Raw genomic sequence first — 14,968 nt, forward strand, 5'->3', positions numbered from 1 at the left:
GTATCCGTCACTGTGGAGAACCCCATCACAGGCGGAAGAATTTCTGATCCATAAGGCCGGGGAATCCCTACGCATGGCTGCCTGTTGTCCATTTGCGCCATGGCGGCGCCAATGCCCTGCTGCACCGCCGCGAGTGGTGTCACACAGCTCTGGCTAGACTGTGCTTCTTTTTCCCCCGCAAGGAGGCACCCATGGCCCATCCCATTTCCGTATCCCTGATCGGCGTTCCCACCGATGTCGGTGCGGGCCATCGCGGTGCACGGCTGGGGCCGGAAGCGCTGCGCGTGGCGGGCCTGCCGGAGGCGCTGGAAGCGCGCGGCGTGGACGTGCGCGACCTGGGCAACCTGGATGGCCCGCGCAACCCGTGGACCGCGCCGGTGCAGGGCTACCGCCATCTGGAGGAAGTGGTGGCGTGGAACCATGCACTGATGGAAGCCAGCTATGCCGAACTGCAGGCCGGCCGCATGCCGATCATGCTCGGCGGCGACCACTGCCTGGGAATCGGTTCGATCACTGCCGTGGCACGCTGGTGCCGCGAGCAGGGCAAGACCCTGCGCGTGCTGTGGCTGGATGCACATTCCGATTTCAATACCAGCGATGTCACCCCCTCGGGCAACATCCACGGCATGCCGGTGGCCTGCCTGTGCGGCCTCGGCCCGGAGGCGCTGACCCACCTCGGCGGCAGCGCACCGGCGATCACTCCCACCCAGGTGCACCAGATCGGCATCCGTTCGGTGGACCCGGAAGAGAAGCGCCTGATCAAGACCCACAACGTGGATGTCTATGACATGCGCTACATCGATGAGAACGGCATGAAGCGCACGGTCGAAGCAGCACTGGCGGGCATCGACGAGAACACCCACCTGCATGTCAGCTTCGATGTGGATTTCCTCGACCCGAGCATCGCGCCGGGCGTGGGCACCACCGTGCCGGGTGGGGTGAACTACCGCGAGGCGCAGCTGGTGATGGAGATGATCGCTGACACCGGGTGCATGGGGTCGCTGGACATCGTCGAGCTCAACCCCTTGCTGGACAAGCAGAATGCCACCGCCGAACTGGCCGTGGACCTGGTCGAGAGCCTGTTCGGCAAGTCCACCCTGATGCGCGACTAAGGCAACCGCCTGAACGGATCGCCGATCCGTTCACACCCGCTCCACGCCCCTGCCGCCAGATTGCACTTCACGCGGCGGCGGCGGGCATTGGCCTTCTCCCGCTGAGCGAAAGAATCCCATCCGCGAATGAAGCGGTGTAGCGGCAAACCCAAGGAGAAGCCCATGAAGCGCGTAGTTGCCCTGATGCTGTTGTCGATGTTCTCGGTGGCCCTGCTGGCCGGTTGCAACACTGTGGCCGGTGCCGGCAAGGACGTGCAGAAGGCCGGTGAGAAGGTTGAGGATGCCGCCAAGGGCAACTGAGCCCGGCGCGGAACGGAAGGAAAAAGGCCGGGGATCATCCCCGGCCTTTTTCTTGCACGCTGCCACACACGGCTGTGCAAGCGGAGTGAACCATTCAAGCAGGTGAGCACGCATTTCATTGCTGGTTGACCGGTACTCAACAGCGACTGCGCGAAGCTGGAACCACGGTAAGAACGCCGTTGCAACCAAGGACTCCCAGCAATGAACAAAGACATCATTTCCGGCAAGTGGTCGCAGCTGAAGGGCAAGGCCCAGGCCAAGTGGGGCGATCTGACCAACGACGATTTCGATGTGGCCGAAGGCAATGCCGAATACCTGGCCGGTCGCCTGCAGGAGCGTTATGGCTGGGCCAAGGACCGCGCCGAGAAGGAAGTCCGGGATTTCGAAGACAGCGTGCGCAAGGATTACCCGGATTACAAGTAAGCCCCCGGGTTTCCCCCACGACACAACGCCCGCGCCGAAAGGTTGCGGGCGTTGTGTTGTCTGCGCGGAGGATCAGCGTGCCGGCGGGTCCGGCACGTAGCGGTTGGGGAACGCCTGCGGTTCGCGCGGCAGGCGTGACGGCGAATCGACCAGGATGCCGCGCGCGCGCAGGTTGCGGGCGCTGTCGTAGCGCAGCTGCAACACCTGCGCCGGGCTGCGGCTGGCGCGCTCGAACTCGGTATCGCGCACCGAGGACTGCTCGCGCGCGCCGTGGCCGGTGCCCAGCGCCGGCGCCTGCGGCTTGCTGGCGTAGCCCTCGATGCGGCTGGCGCCGGCATCGGCGGCCGCTTCGGCCTGTGCAGCCGGGGCCGGCGGTGGCAGGCCCCGGCGCAGGATCGGCTCAGGGCGCCAGCGGCGTGCTTCCTCGAACACGGCCACGCCCACCACGCCGATGTTGTCGGGGCGGCCGGTGCGGCTGGCATAGCTGCCGCTGGGGCTGCTGAAGACGAACTGCGCCACTTCGTCCTGGCTCTTGCGCCAGCCGGTGATGTCGGCGCGCTGTCCGGGGTTGAGCACGTAACCGGTCTGCGAGGGATCGGCATCTTCGCCGGAGATGGCGTTGACGCCGTCCACCGACAGCACCACCAGCACCCGGCGGGGGCTGTCGTTGTACAGGCGCACGGCGTAGCGGTGACCGCGCTCACCGGCCACCCAGCGCTTGCCCTCGGCGGGGTAGCTGCGCAGTTCGGTGCCGCGGTCGCGGTCGACCAGGGCCATGCGCACGGGGCCGCCCTCGTAGACCGGCGGCGGCATCGGGGCCGGGCGGAAGCCGGCCAGAGGCAGGATAAGCAGCAGGGGCAGCAGGCGTTTCATCGGGCGTCTCCAGCGGGGTTGCGTGAATGAACGCGCCGCAGGCCCTGACGGGGTTGGTGGCGTGCAAGGTAAACTGGCCCCGTTCATCGAAGGTTACCCCACGCAGTCATGACCACCCGAGTCCTTACCGGCATCACTCCCTCCGGCACGCCCCACCTGGGCAACTACGTTGGCGCCATCCGCCCGGCCATCGCGGCCAGCCGCGCGCCGGGGATCGAGAGCTTCTTCTTTCTGGCCGATCTGCACAGCCTGATCAAGTCACAGGATCCGCAGCGCACCCAGCGCGCGACCCTGGAGATCGCGGCCAGCTGGCTGGCCTGCGGCCTGGACCCGGAACACGTGTGGTTCTACCGGCAGAGCGACATCCGCGAGACCACCGAGCTGATGTGGTTCCTCACCGCCATCGCCAGCAAGGGCATCCTCAATCGCGCGCACGCCTACAAGGCGGCGGTGGACAAGAACCGCGAGGAAGGCGTGGACGAGGACGCAGGCGTCAGCGCCGGCCTGTTCATGTACCCGGTGCTCATGGCGGCCGACATCTTGATCTTCAAGGCCAACCAGGTACCGGTGGGCCGTGACCAGATCCAGCACATCGAGATGGCGCGCGATTTCGCCCAGCGCTTCAACCACGTGTATGGCAAGGAGTACTTCCCGCTGCCGGAGGTGGTAATCGACGAGCAGGTGGCGACGCTGGCGGGCCTGGATGGCCGCAAGATGAGCAAGAGCTACCACAACACCATTCCGCTGTTCGTGCCGCGCGAGGAGCTGAAGAAGCTGGTGTTCTCGATCCTGACCGATTCGCGCGCACCGGGCGAGCCGAAGGACACCGAGGGCTCGGCACTGTTCCAGATGTACCAGGCGTTCGCCACCCCGGAACAGACCGCGGAATTCGCCAAGGCGTTCGCTGCGGGCATCAGCTGGGGCGATGCCAAGCAGCAGCTGTTCGAGCGCATCGACAGCGAACTGTCGCCGCTGCGCGAGCGCTACAATGCGCTGATGGCCGAGCCGGAGAAAATCGAAGCGCTGCTCAAGCGCCGTGGCCAGCAGCTGCGCGAGCAGTTGGCGGCACCGCTGCTGGAAGAACTGCGCCACGCCGTGGGCCTGCGCGACCTGTCCACGGCGGGCGACATCGCCAGCGAAGATGCCGGCGTGGCCCGCGTGGCGCCGCCGCAGTTCAAGCAGTACCGTGAGAAGGACGGCCGGTTCTACTTCAAGCTGACCGCCGGTGACGGCACGCTGCTGATCCAGAGCGAAGGCTTCGATTCGCCGCGTGATGCCGGGCAGTTGATTGCCGTGATCAAGCAGGCCGAGCAGGGCGACCAGCTGCAGAGCGAGCTGTTCAAGCTGGAAGCCGAGGTGGACGCGGTACTGGCCGCGCTGGCCGTGCTGCGCGAAGAATAAAGGTCGTGCCGGCCGCTGGCCGGCAATTGCATGGGAAACGCCGGCCAGCGGCCGGCACTACCACGGTATTTGCATAGGGAATGCCGGCCAGCGGCCGGCCCTACCCGCGAACGAAGGTCATGGCATGATGTCCGCGCGCCTCCGGCGCGATGACATGGAGTCTGCAATGGCCTGGTTGTCGCTGCTGCTGTTCCTGCCCTGGTTCCTGCTGCTGGGCAGCCTGTACTGGCTGTTCCCGCGCCAGCCGCGCACCGCGCGGCGGCGCCTGTTCGATGGCACCACCCTGTTGCTGGCCTTCGCGCTGAGCATCGCGTCGATGCTGTGGGGGTATCGCATCGGCATGGCACAGCTTGGTGCCGGCCCCATCTGGCCGCAGGTACTGGCGGTGCTTTACGCCTACGGCGCGTTCCTGGCGGTGCTGGTGCTGGCGCTGCTGGTGCGGCCGCGCTGGTTGGACCGGTAGTGTCGGCCGCTGGCCGGCAACTGCATTCAACGGGCTGCCCCGAGGTTGCCGGCCAGCGGCCGGCACTACCCGACCAAAGCCGCATCGAAGCCGGGTTGCCTGCGCGCCTACCATGGGCTTCTGTTTCCGAGACTGCCAGGTGCGTGCCGATGACCGCCGACCCCAGCATCCATACCATCGATACCGGTTTCCAGCGCCCCGACTTCGACGCGGCCTACCTGATCGTTGAAAACGGCCGCGCCGCGTTCGTCGACTGCGGCACCGGGCTGTCAGTGCCGGCCATGCTGCAGGCGCTGGCCGACGCCGGCCTGGGCGTGGATGCGGTGGACTGGCTGCTGCTGACGCACGTGCACCTGGACCACGCCGGCGGTGCGGGCCTGCTGATGCAGCAGCTGCCGAACGCGAAGGCGGTGCTGCACCCGCGCGGTGCGCCGCACATGATCGACCCGACCCGGCTGATCGCCGGTGCCACGGCGGTGTACGGCGCCGAGGAAATCGCGCGCAGCTATGGCCGCATCGAACCGATTCCCGCGCAGCGCGTCGTGGTGGCTGAAGATGGCCACCGCATCGACTTGGCCGGCCGCGAGCTGGTATTGCTGCACACGCCGGGCCACGCACTGCACCACTACTGCGTATGGGATGCACGAAGCCGCAGCTGGTTCACCGGCGATACCTTCGGCATTTCCTACCGCGAGCTGGACAGCGCGCAGGGGGCCTTCATCTTCCCGACGTCGTCGCCGGTACAGTTCGACCCGGAGGCGATGAAGGCCTCGATCCGGCGCATGCTGGGCTACGGCCCGCAGGCGATGTACCTGACCCACTACGGTCGTGTGGAACAGGTGGAGAAACTGGCCAACGACCTGTTCGAGCAGATCGATGCGATGGCCGCCATCGGCCGCCAGTGCGATGGCCGGCCGGACCGTCACCGCTGCCTGCTGGCTGCACTGCAGGCGCTGTACCTGGAACGTGCGCAGCTGCATGGCTGTGCGCTGGACGATGCGGCGGTGACTGCGGTGCTGGCGATGGACATCGAACTCAACGCGCAGGGCCTGGCCTGCTGGCTGGATCGCATCCGTCGGTAGATCCACGCCATGCGTGGATGACGCAAGCTCACGCTGCACCGCGATGTCACGACCACGTTACACTCTGGTGACTTCCAAGCTAGCCGTGGTACTGCCGTGAATCCGATGCGCGTGTTGCTGCTGTCGTCCTGCCTGTTCGTCGGTGGCCTGGCCCATGCGGCCAATGACCTTCCCGGTGGCGGCATCGATCCGCAGGCACTGTCGCGCCACGTGCGCGTGCTGGCGTCGGATGAGTTCGAGGGCCGCGCACCGGCCACCGAGGGCGAAGAGCGCACGGTGCAGTACCTGATCGAGCAGTTCCGCAGCTATGGCCTGCAGCCGGGCGGCGTGGACGGCAGCTGGGTGCAGCCGGTGCCGCTGGTGCGTGCGCAGCTGGAGGGCGCGGCCAAGGCCAGCCTGTCGTTGAAGCAGGGCAAGCGTGCGCTGGCCAATGGCGTGGACGTAACCCTGCAGAGCCTGCAGCCGCGCAAGCGCGTGCAGATCAAGGATGCACCGCTGGTGTTCGTCGGTTACGGCATTGATGCGCCGGAACGCCACTGGAACGACTACAAGGACGTGGACCTGCACGGCAAGATCGCCGTGGTGCTGATCAACGACGCCGATTTCGAAGCCGATGCGCCGGGCGCGTTCGACGGCAAGGCGGTGACCTACTACGGCCGCTGGACCTACAAGTTCGAGGAAGCCGCACGCCGTGGCGCCGAGGGCGTGCTGATCGTGCACGAGACCGCGCCGGCCGCCTATGGCTGGGCCACGGTGAAGAGCTCGGGTACCTCGCCGCTGTTCGACATCGAACGCAGCCAGGCCGAGGCGATGGCGCAGCACACGCCGCTGCGCGGCTGGATGCAGCGCGAGCTGGCCGAGGCGATCTTCGCCGACGCGGGCCTCGACTTCGATGCGGAGAAGCGCAAGGCGATGCGTGCCGACTTCCGCCCGGTGGCGCTGGACAACGCCAAGCTGAGCGTGGACTTCGCGCTCAAGCGCGAACAGGTGGTCACCCGCAACGTGGTGGCCAAGCTGCCCGGTGGCGAGCATGCCGACGAGGCGGTGATCTTCTCCGCGCACTGGGATGCGTTCGGTATCGGCCAGCCCGACGCCAAGGGCGACCGCATCCGCCGTGGTGCGATCGACAATGCCACCGGCGTGGCCACGGTGCTGGAACTGGGCCGCGTGTTCGCCGCTGGCCCGCAGCCGCAGCGCACGCTGTACTTCGTGGCACTGACCGCCGAAGAGAAGGGCCTGCTGGGCGCCAGCTACTACGCCGCGCATCCGCTGGCGCCGCTGGACAAGACCGCTGCGGTGCTGAACATCGAAATGTTCAGCCCGGATGGCCCGACCCGCGACATCGCCTCGTGGGGCAAGGGCCGGGTGTCGCTGGAAGGCGACCTGGAACGCGTGGCCAAGGCCCGCGGCCGCAGCTACAGCCCGGATCCGAACCTGGAAGCCGGCTTCTTCTACCGCGCCGACCACTTCGCCTTTGCCCGCCTGGGCGTGCCAGCGATCACCATCGGCCCGGGCCTGGACAAGCTGGACGGTGGGGCTGAAGCCGGGCGCGCGCTGCGCGAGAAGTACTTCGCCGACTGCTACCACCAGGCCTGCGATGCCTGGACGCCGAGCTGGGACCCGAGCGGCCACGCTGCCGACACGCTGCTGGTCTACGACCTGGGCGCCGAGCTGGCCAACAGCCGCCGCTGGCCGACGTGGGAAAAGGAATCGGAGTTCCGCGGCGCGCGCGACAAGAGCGAAGCGGCCCGCCGTTGAGGATCGGAATCGGCGGGGTGTCATGTCATTCCGCCGCGGGTAGAGTCGACTGATAGTCGACTATCGCGCGCAGCGCGGGTTTTTCGGTGCCGACCTAGAGAGCAGTCGACTAACAGTCGACTCTACCGATTGCCGATTGTCGATTGTCGATCAGCGGCCGGCACTACCTGCGCCGGCGCAGCAGCTTCCATGCGCCCCAGCCGCCGGTGGCGAGCGCTGCCAGATAGCACGCCACCATCGTGCGCAGGCCGACCAGCGATCCGCCGTTGACGCCGCGATGCAGGCGCAGCTGCAGCGAGCTGTGGCCGCTGCCCAGGTCCACTGCCAGCTGCAGCGCCAGTGCGGCGCAGAACAGCAGCAGGGCGACCCCGAAACCGATGCGTGGCCATGCGGCCTGTGCGCTGGGGCGGCGCAGCAGCCAGGCCAGTGCCGTGGCTGCGGCCAGCGTCACCGCGATCCACATCAGTGGAGGAGCGGGAGACGCAGCGGCCACCGGCAGTGCACCGGTGGCCGCGATCAGGGCAACGCGCCTACTTGCGGGTGCCGTCGAGCCAGTTCGGGCCCTTGTTGGTAAGGAAGAACACATAGACCACCAACGATACCGCGATCGTGGCAGTCACGTAGAGGGCGAACCAGTCGACGTGGCCGGTCTTCAGCGCGCCCTGGTACAGCAGCGGGGCGGTGCCGCCGAACAGCGAGTTGGCCAGCGCGTAACCCAGGCCTACGCCCAGCGCACGCACGTGGGTGGGGAACAGCTCGGCCTTCACCACCGCGTTGATGGACGTGTAGCCGGTGAGGATGACGAAGGCCAGTGCCAGGGTCAGGAAGGCCAGGGTGGCGTCATGCTGGTGCGGTAGCTGGGTGATCAGGTACCAGCTGTACAGCACGCCGCCGGCGCCGAAGAACACCAGCAGGGTCTTGCGGCCGATGATGTCAGACAGCCAGCCGCCGACCGGCTGCAGCACCATCAGGAACGCCAGCACGCCCAGGTTGATCAGGGTGCCGGTCATCGGATCGTTGCCGGCGAAGGCGCTCTGGATCATCTTCGGGCCGTTCACCGAGTAGGTGTAGAAGGCCACGGTGCCACCGGCGGTGATCAGGAAGCACAGCAGCAGCGGCCGCCACTGGTGCACGAACAGTTCGTACATCGAACCGGATTTCTGTGCCTTGCCCTCGCGCGCGGCCTCGATGGACGACTCCGACAGCGACTCGTCCATGCCACGGCGCAGCCAGAACACCACCACCGCGGCGATGCCGCCGATGCCGAATGCGATGCGCCAGCCCCACTCGGAGATCTCCGGCTTGCCCCAGAAGGTCAGCATCAGCAGCAGGGTCAGCTGGGCCAGCACATGGCCGCCGACCAGGGTGACGTAGTGGAAGGAGGACAGGAAGCCGCGGCGGCCCGGGATGGCGGCCTCGGACATGTAGGTGGCGCTGGCGCCATATTCGCCGCCGGTGGCGAAGCCCTGCAGCAGGCGCGCGAACAGCAGGATCACGGCGGCCCAGATGCCGATGCTGGCGGCGGTGGGGGTGATGGCGATGAGGAACGAACACAGTGCCATCAGCGTGACCGAGACCGTCAGCGCCAGGCGACGGCCATGGCGGTCGGCGAAGCGGCCGAAGAACCAGGCACCAATCGGGCGCATCAGGAAGGTCGCGGCGAAGATCGCCCACACGTACAGGGTGGAGTTCTTGTCGTCCGGCGAGAAGAACTGCGATTCGAAGTACACGGCGAACACCGAGTACACGTAGACGTCGTACCACTCCACCAGGTTGCCGGCGGAGCCTTTGAGGGTGTTGGAGATCGAACGCCGCAGGGCGGCACGGTCGTTCGCGGGTACGGCAGGATGGGACGTGGTGCTCATCTGGGTGGGAATCCTCGATGCGGCGCGTCCGTGCGCAGGGAAAACGGCGCACGGCCTTGGGGCGGCGCGGCCGGACAGCCCTCTTGGTACTGCATGGGCCGTCAACACGGGGTAGCAGACCAGAGCAGGGTGCATGGATGGATGACAGCGTGCCACCGTATGGGGTCCCGGACCATACTCAAAACGTCCTAGAATCCGCCTTCCCCCGGCTCCCTGGTGTGTCATGTCGGCTCCCCCCTCTTCGTCTGCGGCTGCCCCCCGGGGTGGCCTTGTTGCGCTGGCATTGCTGCTGGTCTACGTGGTCTGGGGCTCGACCTACCTGGGCATCGCCAAGGCCCTGCACGGGGGCGCGCTGCCGCTGACGATGGTGTCCGGCAGCCGGTTCATCATTGCCGGTGGCCTGATGTTCCTGGCCTTGCGCCTGTTCTGGAAGATGCCGAACCCGACCCTGCGGCAGTGGCGCAACCTGGGCATCATGGGCGTGACCATGTTGGTGCTGGGCAACGGCATGGTGGTGCTGGCCGAGCGCGAGGTGTCCTCGGGACTGGCAGCCACTGCGGTGGCCTCGGTGCCGCTGTGGATGGCGCTGTTCTCGGCGCTGCGCGGCCAGCACGCCAGCCGCGGTGAGTGGCTGGGCATCGCCATCGGCTTCCTCGGCGTGGTCTGGCTCAACGCAGGCAGCAGCCTGACCGCCTCGCCGACCGGGCTGGTGCTGCTGCTGATCGCGCCGGTCGGCTGGGCATTCGGCTCGGTGTGGGCACGCGGACTGGACCTGCCGGGCCCGTTCATGACCGCCGCCGGGCAGATGATCTGTGGCGGTGTGCTGCTGGTGCTGATCGGCCTGGCGGTCGGCGAGCGCCCGACCACGCTGCCCGATACCGGTGGCCTGCTGGCGATGGCCTACCTGTGCGTGTTCGGCTCCATCGTCGCGTTCACCGCCTACGTGTGGCTGCTGCAGAACGTGCGCCCGGCGCTGGCTGGCAGCTATGCATACGTCAATCCGGTCATTGCGGTGCTGCTGGGCGCGCTGCTCAACGGTGAGCGCTTCGGCTGGCGCGACCTGCTGGCGATGGCGGTGATTCTCCTGGGTGTGGTGGTACTGACGATGGCAAGGACGCGCAAGAAATGAGCATGGACGAGAAAGAACAGCGCCGTGGCCTGCTGGTCACGGCTTCCACCTTCGTCATCTGGGGTCTGGTGCCGGTGTACTGGCACCTGCTCAATGAGGTGCCATCGTTCCAGATCATCGCCCACCGCATCATCTGGAGCACCGTGCTGGTGCTGGGCTGGCTGCTGCTCAGCGCACGCCTGGGCTGGTGGCGGAAGATCGCTGCGCAGCCGCGCGCGCTGCCGATTCTGCTGGTCTCGAGCCTGACCATCGCCTTCAACTGGGGCCTGTACATCTGGGCGGTCAACGCCGGCCATGTGATCGAGACCAGCCTGGGCTATTTCATCAACCCGCTGGTGAACGTGCTGCTGGGCGTGCTGGTGCTGAAGGAGCGGCTGCGCCGCCTGCAATGGGTGGCGGTGGCGATGGCGGCAGTGGGCGTGGCCTGGCTGACCATCGATGCCGGCACACCACCATGGATCGCGCTGGGCCTGGCCTGTTCGTTCGGCCTGTACGGCCTGCTGCGCAAGCTGGTTTCGGTCGACCCGGTGGCGGGCCTTGGCGTGGAGAGCATGTACCTGTTCCTGCCGGCGCTGGGCTTCGCGATCTGGGCCGAAAATGGTCATGGTGGCGCGTTCTTCCACGGCTGGGGCTGGCGCAACGACCTGCTGCTGATCTTCGGCGGTGTGGTGACGGCGGTACCGTTGATTGGCTTTGCCTACGGCGTGAAGCGCATTCCGTTGTCACTTGTCGGCATCCTGCAGTACATCGCGCCGAGCCTGCAGCTGCTGCTGGGCGTGTTCTTCTTCCACGAAGCCTTCGACGCCGGCAAGGCGATTGGCTTTGCCGCGATCTGGGCCGGCCTGATCCTGTTCGTCGGCGATAACATCCGCACGATGCGCGCCAAGCGGTAGCACCGGGCCGGATCGACTGGCACGCATGAAAAAAAGAGCGGCGCCCCGGGGGGCGCCGCCCTGCTTCCATCCACCGCCAGGAGAGAGATGGCGGTGGCGGGAACGCGGGTGCAGGCTCAGAAGCGCTGCTGGTACTTCATGTACATGAAACGACCGATGTCGAAGCCGCCGTAGTAGACGAAGCTGCTGTTGGGCTGGCTGTACATGATCGGACCCTGATGGTCGAACACGTTGTTCAGGCCCAGCGAGACGGTACCGTCCCACGGCAGGGCGTAACGCACCTGCAGGTCGTGGAAGGTGTTCGAACCCACCTTGTTGGTCGGCGAGGCATCGGTGTAGGCCGAGCTGAAGCCCGGCATGTTGCACTCGTCCATGTAGGAGCACTTCTCCTTCATGCTGGAGTAGTAGCGTGCAGTCCAGCCGATGCCCAGGTTGCCGTACTGCCAGTCCAGGTTGAGGGTAGAGCGCACACGGAAGTTGCCACCCCAGCTGGTCAGCTGTTCCACCGGCGTGGTCGCGGCGTTGTCGTTGCGCTGCTCCAGATAGTCGGTATAGGTGGTGTTCCAGGTAACGGCGAACTTGCCGAACGCGGTTTCCGGCAGGCGGTAGCGCGCGCTGATGTCATAGCCGGCGGTTTCGCGGTAGCCGGCGTTGACCAGCGAACGGTCCAGTGCGTTGACCTGGCCGTTGCTGCCACGGGTGAAGCGGCCGCAGGCGGCGTCCGAGCCCTGCACGTAGCACTGTTCCAGGATGTTGGTGGCCGACTCGCCAACGATGGCGTTGTCGATGCGGATCTTCCACCAGTCCAGGCTGACGTCCAGGCCCTGCACGAAGTCGGGGCTGTAGACCAGGCCCACGGTCCAGGTCTTGGCGGTTTCCGGCTTCAGGTTCGGGTTGGAACCGGAGTTGAAATCGGTGGTGGCCTGCTGGCCCGGCTTGCTGGCCACGCTGCCGTCGCTGTTGAGCTGGCGGAAGTTGGCCGGCACCTTCAGGGCCTTGCAGCGTGCGGCAACGGCGGCGCTGGTGGCGGCAGTGCCGAACGAGGTATCGCACGGGTCGGTGAACGAGTCACGGCTGCTGACAGTGCCGCCGTACAGGTCGTCCACGGTCGGCGCACGGAAGCCGGTGCCGTAGGTGGCGCGCACCAGCAGGCTGTCGATCGGCTTCCACTTCACGCCGAACTTGCTGTTGGTGGTGGAACCGAAATTGTTGTAGTCCGAGTAGCGACCGGCAACGTCCAGCGAAAGCTCGCGGGCGAAGGCCATGTCGGCCAGCAGCGGCACCTGCATTTCCAGGTAGATCTCGTTGAGCGAGTAGTCGCCCTGGGTCGGCTTGCCGGTGGTGCCGGCGATCTGGCCGTTCTGCACCGTCAGGTCCGGGGTGTAGCGTGCTTCTTCGGTGCGGTGCTCGAAGCCCATCGCAGCCATGATGTCGCCGGCCGGCAGCGAGAACAGCGAACCGGAGATGTTGGCGCTGGCCACCTTGGTGGTGGTCTGGCTCTTGTCCACGTAGCGGGCGAACAGGTAGTCCTGCACGTCCTGGTTGCTCAGCGAGCCCGGGCCGGTGTAGCCCATCGGCGCGGCCGGGTTCCACGGCACGCAGCCGGCGATCACCGCATCGCGGGTACCGCAGTAGGCCACGCCGTTCTCGATGAAGGACGGGCCGACGGCCAGGTTGACGTTCGGCTGGTACATGCTGCCGGTACCAACGCGCTCGCCTTCATTGCGGTTGTAGGTGTAGCTGACGTTCCAGTCCCAGTAGCGCGAGCCGGTTTCGAAGCTGCCTTCCAGGCCCAGGCTGCCGCGCTTGGTTTCCAGGGTGTTCTCGGTGCCGCGCAGCATCTCTTCGGTGCGATGCGAGAACAGCACGTCCTCGCCCCACAGGTTGAATGCGCTGTCCTTGGACAGGGCGGCGCGGCTGCCGTTGCGCGCCTGCGTGGCGGTGACCGAGTACGGGTAGCCAGCCAGGTGCTTGGTCGATTCGCGCTTGCTGTACATGGCATCGGCAACGATGCGCAGGTCATCGGTGATCGAGAAGCCGCCGTTGGCGAACACCGAGGTGCGCTCCAGGCCGGTCAGCAGGCTCATGTTGGTCTTGGTGTTGGCACCATCGGCCGGGTTCGGCGCGTGGAAGTTGCCGGCGCTGGTCGGGTCGCCGCCCGGACCGACGGTCAGCGACTTGCCGCCGACGGTGACGCTGCCCCACGGCGTGGTGCCGTTGAGGCCATCGTTCGGATGGCGCGGACCGTTGACGTAGCGGCTGAACTCGCGCGCGCCGCCCATCACTTCGTCTTCCTTGGTGCGCTCGGCGCCAACGCTGAACCAACCGCGGTCGAAGGTCTTGCCGAAAGTGGCACTGTAGGAGCGCTTCTGCCCATCGCCTTCACCGTACTGGCCGACGTAGACGCTGGCTTCGCCACCATCGAAGTTCTTGCGGGTGATGATGTTGACCACACCGGCGATGGCATCGGAGCCGTACAACGCCGATGCGCCATCGGTCAGCACTTCAACGCGCTCCACGATGGCCGAGGGGATGGAGGCCAGGTCGGAGTAGCCGCCGGCGCTGACGCCCATGCGGCGGCCGTCGATCAGCACCAGGCTGCGCTCGGGGCCCAGGTTGCGCAGGCTGACATACATTCCGCCGAAATCGCGCGATGAGGTCAGCGACGACGCGCGGCTCATGCTTGGCGAGCCGGCAGCGGTCACATCCTGCAGGATGTCGGCGACGTTGACGTAGCCCTTCTTCTCGATCTCGGCGCGGTTGAGCGCGACCACCGGCTGGGCGGTTTCGACACTGGCCTGGCGGATGCGCGAGCCGGTGATTTCGATGCGGTCGAGGTTGGTGGTGTTGTCGCCCGCATCCTGTGCGAAGGCGGGGGTAGTGCAGCTGGCGGCCAGCGCGATGATGATCGCGTTGCGCAGCGGGGTGGTCTTCAGGGACATCCGTGAAATCTCGTGTTTCAGAAAAAACAAGCGTCCATTCTGTGGACGCGTGGGGTGCTGCAAACCAACGTGGGGGGCCGGATTCTAGAGTGTTTTCATTCGCAACTGTTTGTCGCGATGCTGCGGAATGTGCGTGAACATGAATCGCAACCAACAATCCACAGATGCGCTGTGCGCGGCGTCACGCGCGCTGCGTTTGCGATGGGCAGAGGCATCGATAGCGGCACGAAGCTGGCACGCTTGAGTGGTTGCGACAACGCGTCGCAGTACGCGCTTGTATGCAGGCGCGCAGCCGTTGTGATGCATCTGCCCGCATGAAATGCTCTTCGCCTCGTCATCGAAGGCAGGAGATGAAGAAATGATCCAGCTTGAAGAAGCACGCCGTCGCGTGGAGGCTGCACTTGCCAGCGACGATGAGCCGGTTGCCATCACGCATGAGCACGAAGTGGTCGAAGGGTGGCTGTTCTGCTTCCAGTCGCTGCGCTACCTGCAATCCGGCGAAATCTCGGATGCATTGGCCGGCAATGGGCCGATCTTCGTCGACCGGCACACAGGCGAGCAGCACGCGCTGGGCACGGCGTATCCGCCCGAGGAAGTCCTTCGCCAGCATCTGGCCGCGCGCGGCCCCGCCGTCTGATGCTGCGGCGGCGGATGTCTGAGTTCGGCAACCTGAAAGGGACGGAGCCTTCGCTCCGTCCCTGCAGGATGCGCGAAATGCCGCTGCGTG

At 66.4% G+C, this 14,968-nt stretch carries 14 protein-coding genes; 10 read left to right on the forward strand and 4 right to left on the reverse strand.

Translation table 11 applies throughout. The features are described 5' to 3' along the window. Window positions 1-191 precede the first annotated feature (191 nt). The 3 genes from rocF (at window position 192) to N5C25_RS01070 (ending at window position 1,835) form a co-directional block, all read left to right on the forward strand. A complete protein-coding gene (gene rocF / locus N5C25_RS01060; protein ID WP_021203836.1) occupies window positions 192-1,112 on the forward strand; it encodes an arginase in 921 nt (306 codons plus the stop codon). Window positions 1,113-1,274: 162 nt separating this feature from the next. After that, window positions 1,275-1,412, forward strand: coding sequence for an entericidin A/B family lipoprotein (locus N5C25_RS01065; protein ID WP_019661832.1), 138 nt, complete (start codon window positions 1,275-1,277; stop codon window positions 1,410-1,412). Between the two features lie 201 nt (window positions 1,413-1,613). Beyond that, window positions 1,614-1,835 carry a CsbD family protein gene (locus N5C25_RS01070; protein ID WP_019661831.1) on the forward strand — a complete coding sequence of 74 codons (222 nt, stop codon included), beginning with the start codon at window positions 1,614-1,616 and terminating at the stop codon, window positions 1,833-1,835. A 72-nt stretch (window positions 1,836-1,907) separates the two neighbouring features. Here the strand turns inward: N5C25_RS01070 and N5C25_RS01075 are convergent, their stop codons facing one another. Beyond that, complete coding sequence (locus tag N5C25_RS01075) at window positions 1,908-2,708, reverse strand: hypothetical protein (RefSeq protein ID WP_279936176.1); 801 nt, start codon at window positions 2,706-2,708, stop codon at window positions 1,908-1,910. A gap of 108 nt (window positions 2,709-2,816) precedes the next feature. Here N5C25_RS01075 and N5C25_RS01080 point away from each other — a divergent pair, with 108 nt between their 5' ends. The 4 genes from N5C25_RS01080 (at window position 2,817) to N5C25_RS01095 (ending at window position 7,412) form a co-directional block, all read left to right on the forward strand. After that, the gene (locus tag N5C25_RS01080; protein ID WP_279936177.1) at window positions 2,817-4,109 is read left to right on the forward strand and encodes a tryptophan--tRNA ligase; all 1,293 of its coding nucleotides are present in this window, start codon (window positions 2,817-2,819) and stop codon (window positions 4,107-4,109) included. A gap of 166 nt (window positions 4,110-4,275) precedes the next feature. Continuing rightward, complete coding sequence (locus tag N5C25_RS01085; RefSeq protein WP_019661828.1) at window positions 4,276-4,572, forward strand: hypothetical protein; 297 nt, start codon at window positions 4,276-4,278, stop codon at window positions 4,570-4,572. Window positions 4,573-4,721: 149 nt separating this feature from the next. Next, complete coding sequence (locus N5C25_RS01090) at window positions 4,722-5,654, forward strand: MBL fold metallo-hydrolase (RefSeq protein WP_251102070.1); 933 nt, start codon at window positions 4,722-4,724, stop codon at window positions 5,652-5,654. Window positions 5,655-5,759: 105 nt separating this feature from the next. Beyond that, on the forward strand, window positions 5,760-7,412 hold the full coding sequence (locus N5C25_RS01095) for a M28 family metallopeptidase (RefSeq protein WP_262213611.1): 1,653 nt from the start codon (window positions 5,760-5,762) through the stop codon (window positions 7,410-7,412). A gap of 163 nt (window positions 7,413-7,575) precedes the next feature. Here N5C25_RS01095 and N5C25_RS01100 read toward each other — a convergent pair whose 3' ends face one another. Then, window positions 7,576-7,875, reverse strand: coding sequence for a hypothetical protein (locus N5C25_RS01100; RefSeq protein WP_111101777.1), 300 nt, complete (start codon window positions 7,873-7,875; stop codon window positions 7,576-7,578). Between the two features lie 67 nt (window positions 7,876-7,942). After that, complete coding sequence (locus tag N5C25_RS01105) at window positions 7,943-9,277, reverse strand: MFS transporter (protein ID WP_134735244.1); 1,335 nt, start codon at window positions 9,275-9,277, stop codon at window positions 7,943-7,945. Window positions 9,278-9,500: 223 nt separating this feature from the next. Here N5C25_RS01105 and yedA point away from each other — a divergent pair, with 223 nt between their 5' ends. Next, window positions 9,501-10,406, forward strand: a complete 906-nt coding sequence (yedA, locus tag N5C25_RS01110) for a drug/metabolite exporter YedA (protein ID WP_019661823.1) — start codon at window positions 9,501-9,503, stop codon at window positions 10,404-10,406. Continuing rightward, window positions 10,403-11,299 (forward strand): EamA family transporter RarD, encoded by an 897-nt coding sequence (gene rarD / locus N5C25_RS01115; protein WP_019661822.1) that lies wholly within the window; start codon window positions 10,403-10,405, stop codon window positions 11,297-11,299. The genes yedA and rarD overlap by 4 nt, the downstream gene beginning before the upstream one ends. Before the next feature lie 116 nt (window positions 11,300-11,415). Here rarD and N5C25_RS01120 read toward each other — a convergent pair whose 3' ends face one another. Further along, complete coding sequence (locus tag N5C25_RS01120; RefSeq protein WP_279936178.1) at window positions 11,416-14,241, reverse strand: TonB-dependent receptor; 2,826 nt, start codon at window positions 14,239-14,241, stop codon at window positions 11,416-11,418. 358 nt (window positions 14,242-14,599) lie between these two features. Here N5C25_RS01120 and N5C25_RS01125 point away from each other — a divergent pair, with 358 nt between their 5' ends. Next, window positions 14,600-14,878: a YrhB domain-containing protein gene (locus tag N5C25_RS01125; RefSeq protein WP_019661820.1), complete on the forward strand. Its 279-nt coding sequence runs from the start codon at window positions 14,600-14,602 to the stop codon at window positions 14,876-14,878. Window positions 14,879-14,968: the final 90 nt, after the last annotated feature.

Origin of the sequence: Stenotrophomonas sp. GD03958, from assembly GCF_029839005.1 — a bacterium.
Taxonomy (GTDB): domain Bacteria; phylum Pseudomonadota; class Gammaproteobacteria; order Xanthomonadales; family Xanthomonadaceae; genus Stenotrophomonas; species Stenotrophomonas hibiscicola.

Bases quoted from the DNA above. Each gene is read 5' to 3' on its own strand.
- N5C25_RS01085 (WP_019661828.1), top strand. From the start codon at position 4,276: ATGGCCTGGTTGTCGCTGCTGCTGTTCCTGCCCTGGTTCCTGCTGCTG.
- N5C25_RS01120 (WP_279936178.1), bottom strand. From the start codon at position 14,241: ATGTCCCTGAAGACCACCCCGCTGCGCAACGCGATCATCATCGCGCTG.
- N5C25_RS01080 (WP_279936177.1), top strand. From the start codon at position 2,817: ATGACCACCCGAGTCCTTACCGGCATCACTCCCTCCGGCACGCCCCAC.
- N5C25_RS01100 (WP_111101777.1), bottom strand. From the start codon at position 7,875: ATGTGGATCGCGGTGACGCTGGCCGCAGCCACGGCACTGGCCTGGCTG.
- rocF (WP_021203836.1), top strand. From the start codon at position 192: ATGGCCCATCCCATTTCCGTATCCCTGATCGGCGTTCCCACCGATGTC.
- N5C25_RS01065 (WP_019661832.1), top strand. From the start codon at position 1,275: ATGAAGCGCGTAGTTGCCCTGATGCTGTTGTCGATGTTCTCGGTGGCC.
- N5C25_RS01125 (WP_019661820.1), top strand. From the start codon at position 14,600: ATGATCCAGCTTGAAGAAGCACGCCGTCGCGTGGAGGCTGCACTTGCC.
- N5C25_RS01090 (WP_251102070.1), top strand. From the start codon at position 4,722: ATGACCGCCGACCCCAGCATCCATACCATCGATACCGGTTTCCAGCGC.
- N5C25_RS01105 (WP_134735244.1), bottom strand. From the start codon at position 9,277: ATGAGCACCACGTCCCATCCTGCCGTACCCGCGAACGACCGTGCCGCC.
- rarD (WP_019661822.1), top strand. From the start codon at position 10,403: ATGAGCATGGACGAGAAAGAACAGCGCCGTGGCCTGCTGGTCACGGCT.
- N5C25_RS01095 (WP_262213611.1), top strand. From the start codon at position 5,760: ATGCGCGTGTTGCTGCTGTCGTCCTGCCTGTTCGTCGGTGGCCTGGCC.
- N5C25_RS01075 (WP_279936176.1), bottom strand. From the start codon at position 2,708: ATGAAACGCCTGCTGCCCCTGCTGCTTATCCTGCCTCTGGCCGGCTTC.
- N5C25_RS01070 (WP_019661831.1), top strand. From the start codon at position 1,614: ATGAACAAAGACATCATTTCCGGCAAGTGGTCGCAGCTGAAGGGCAAG.
- yedA (WP_019661823.1), top strand. From the start codon at position 9,501: ATGTCGGCTCCCCCCTCTTCGTCTGCGGCTGCCCCCCGGGGTGGCCTT.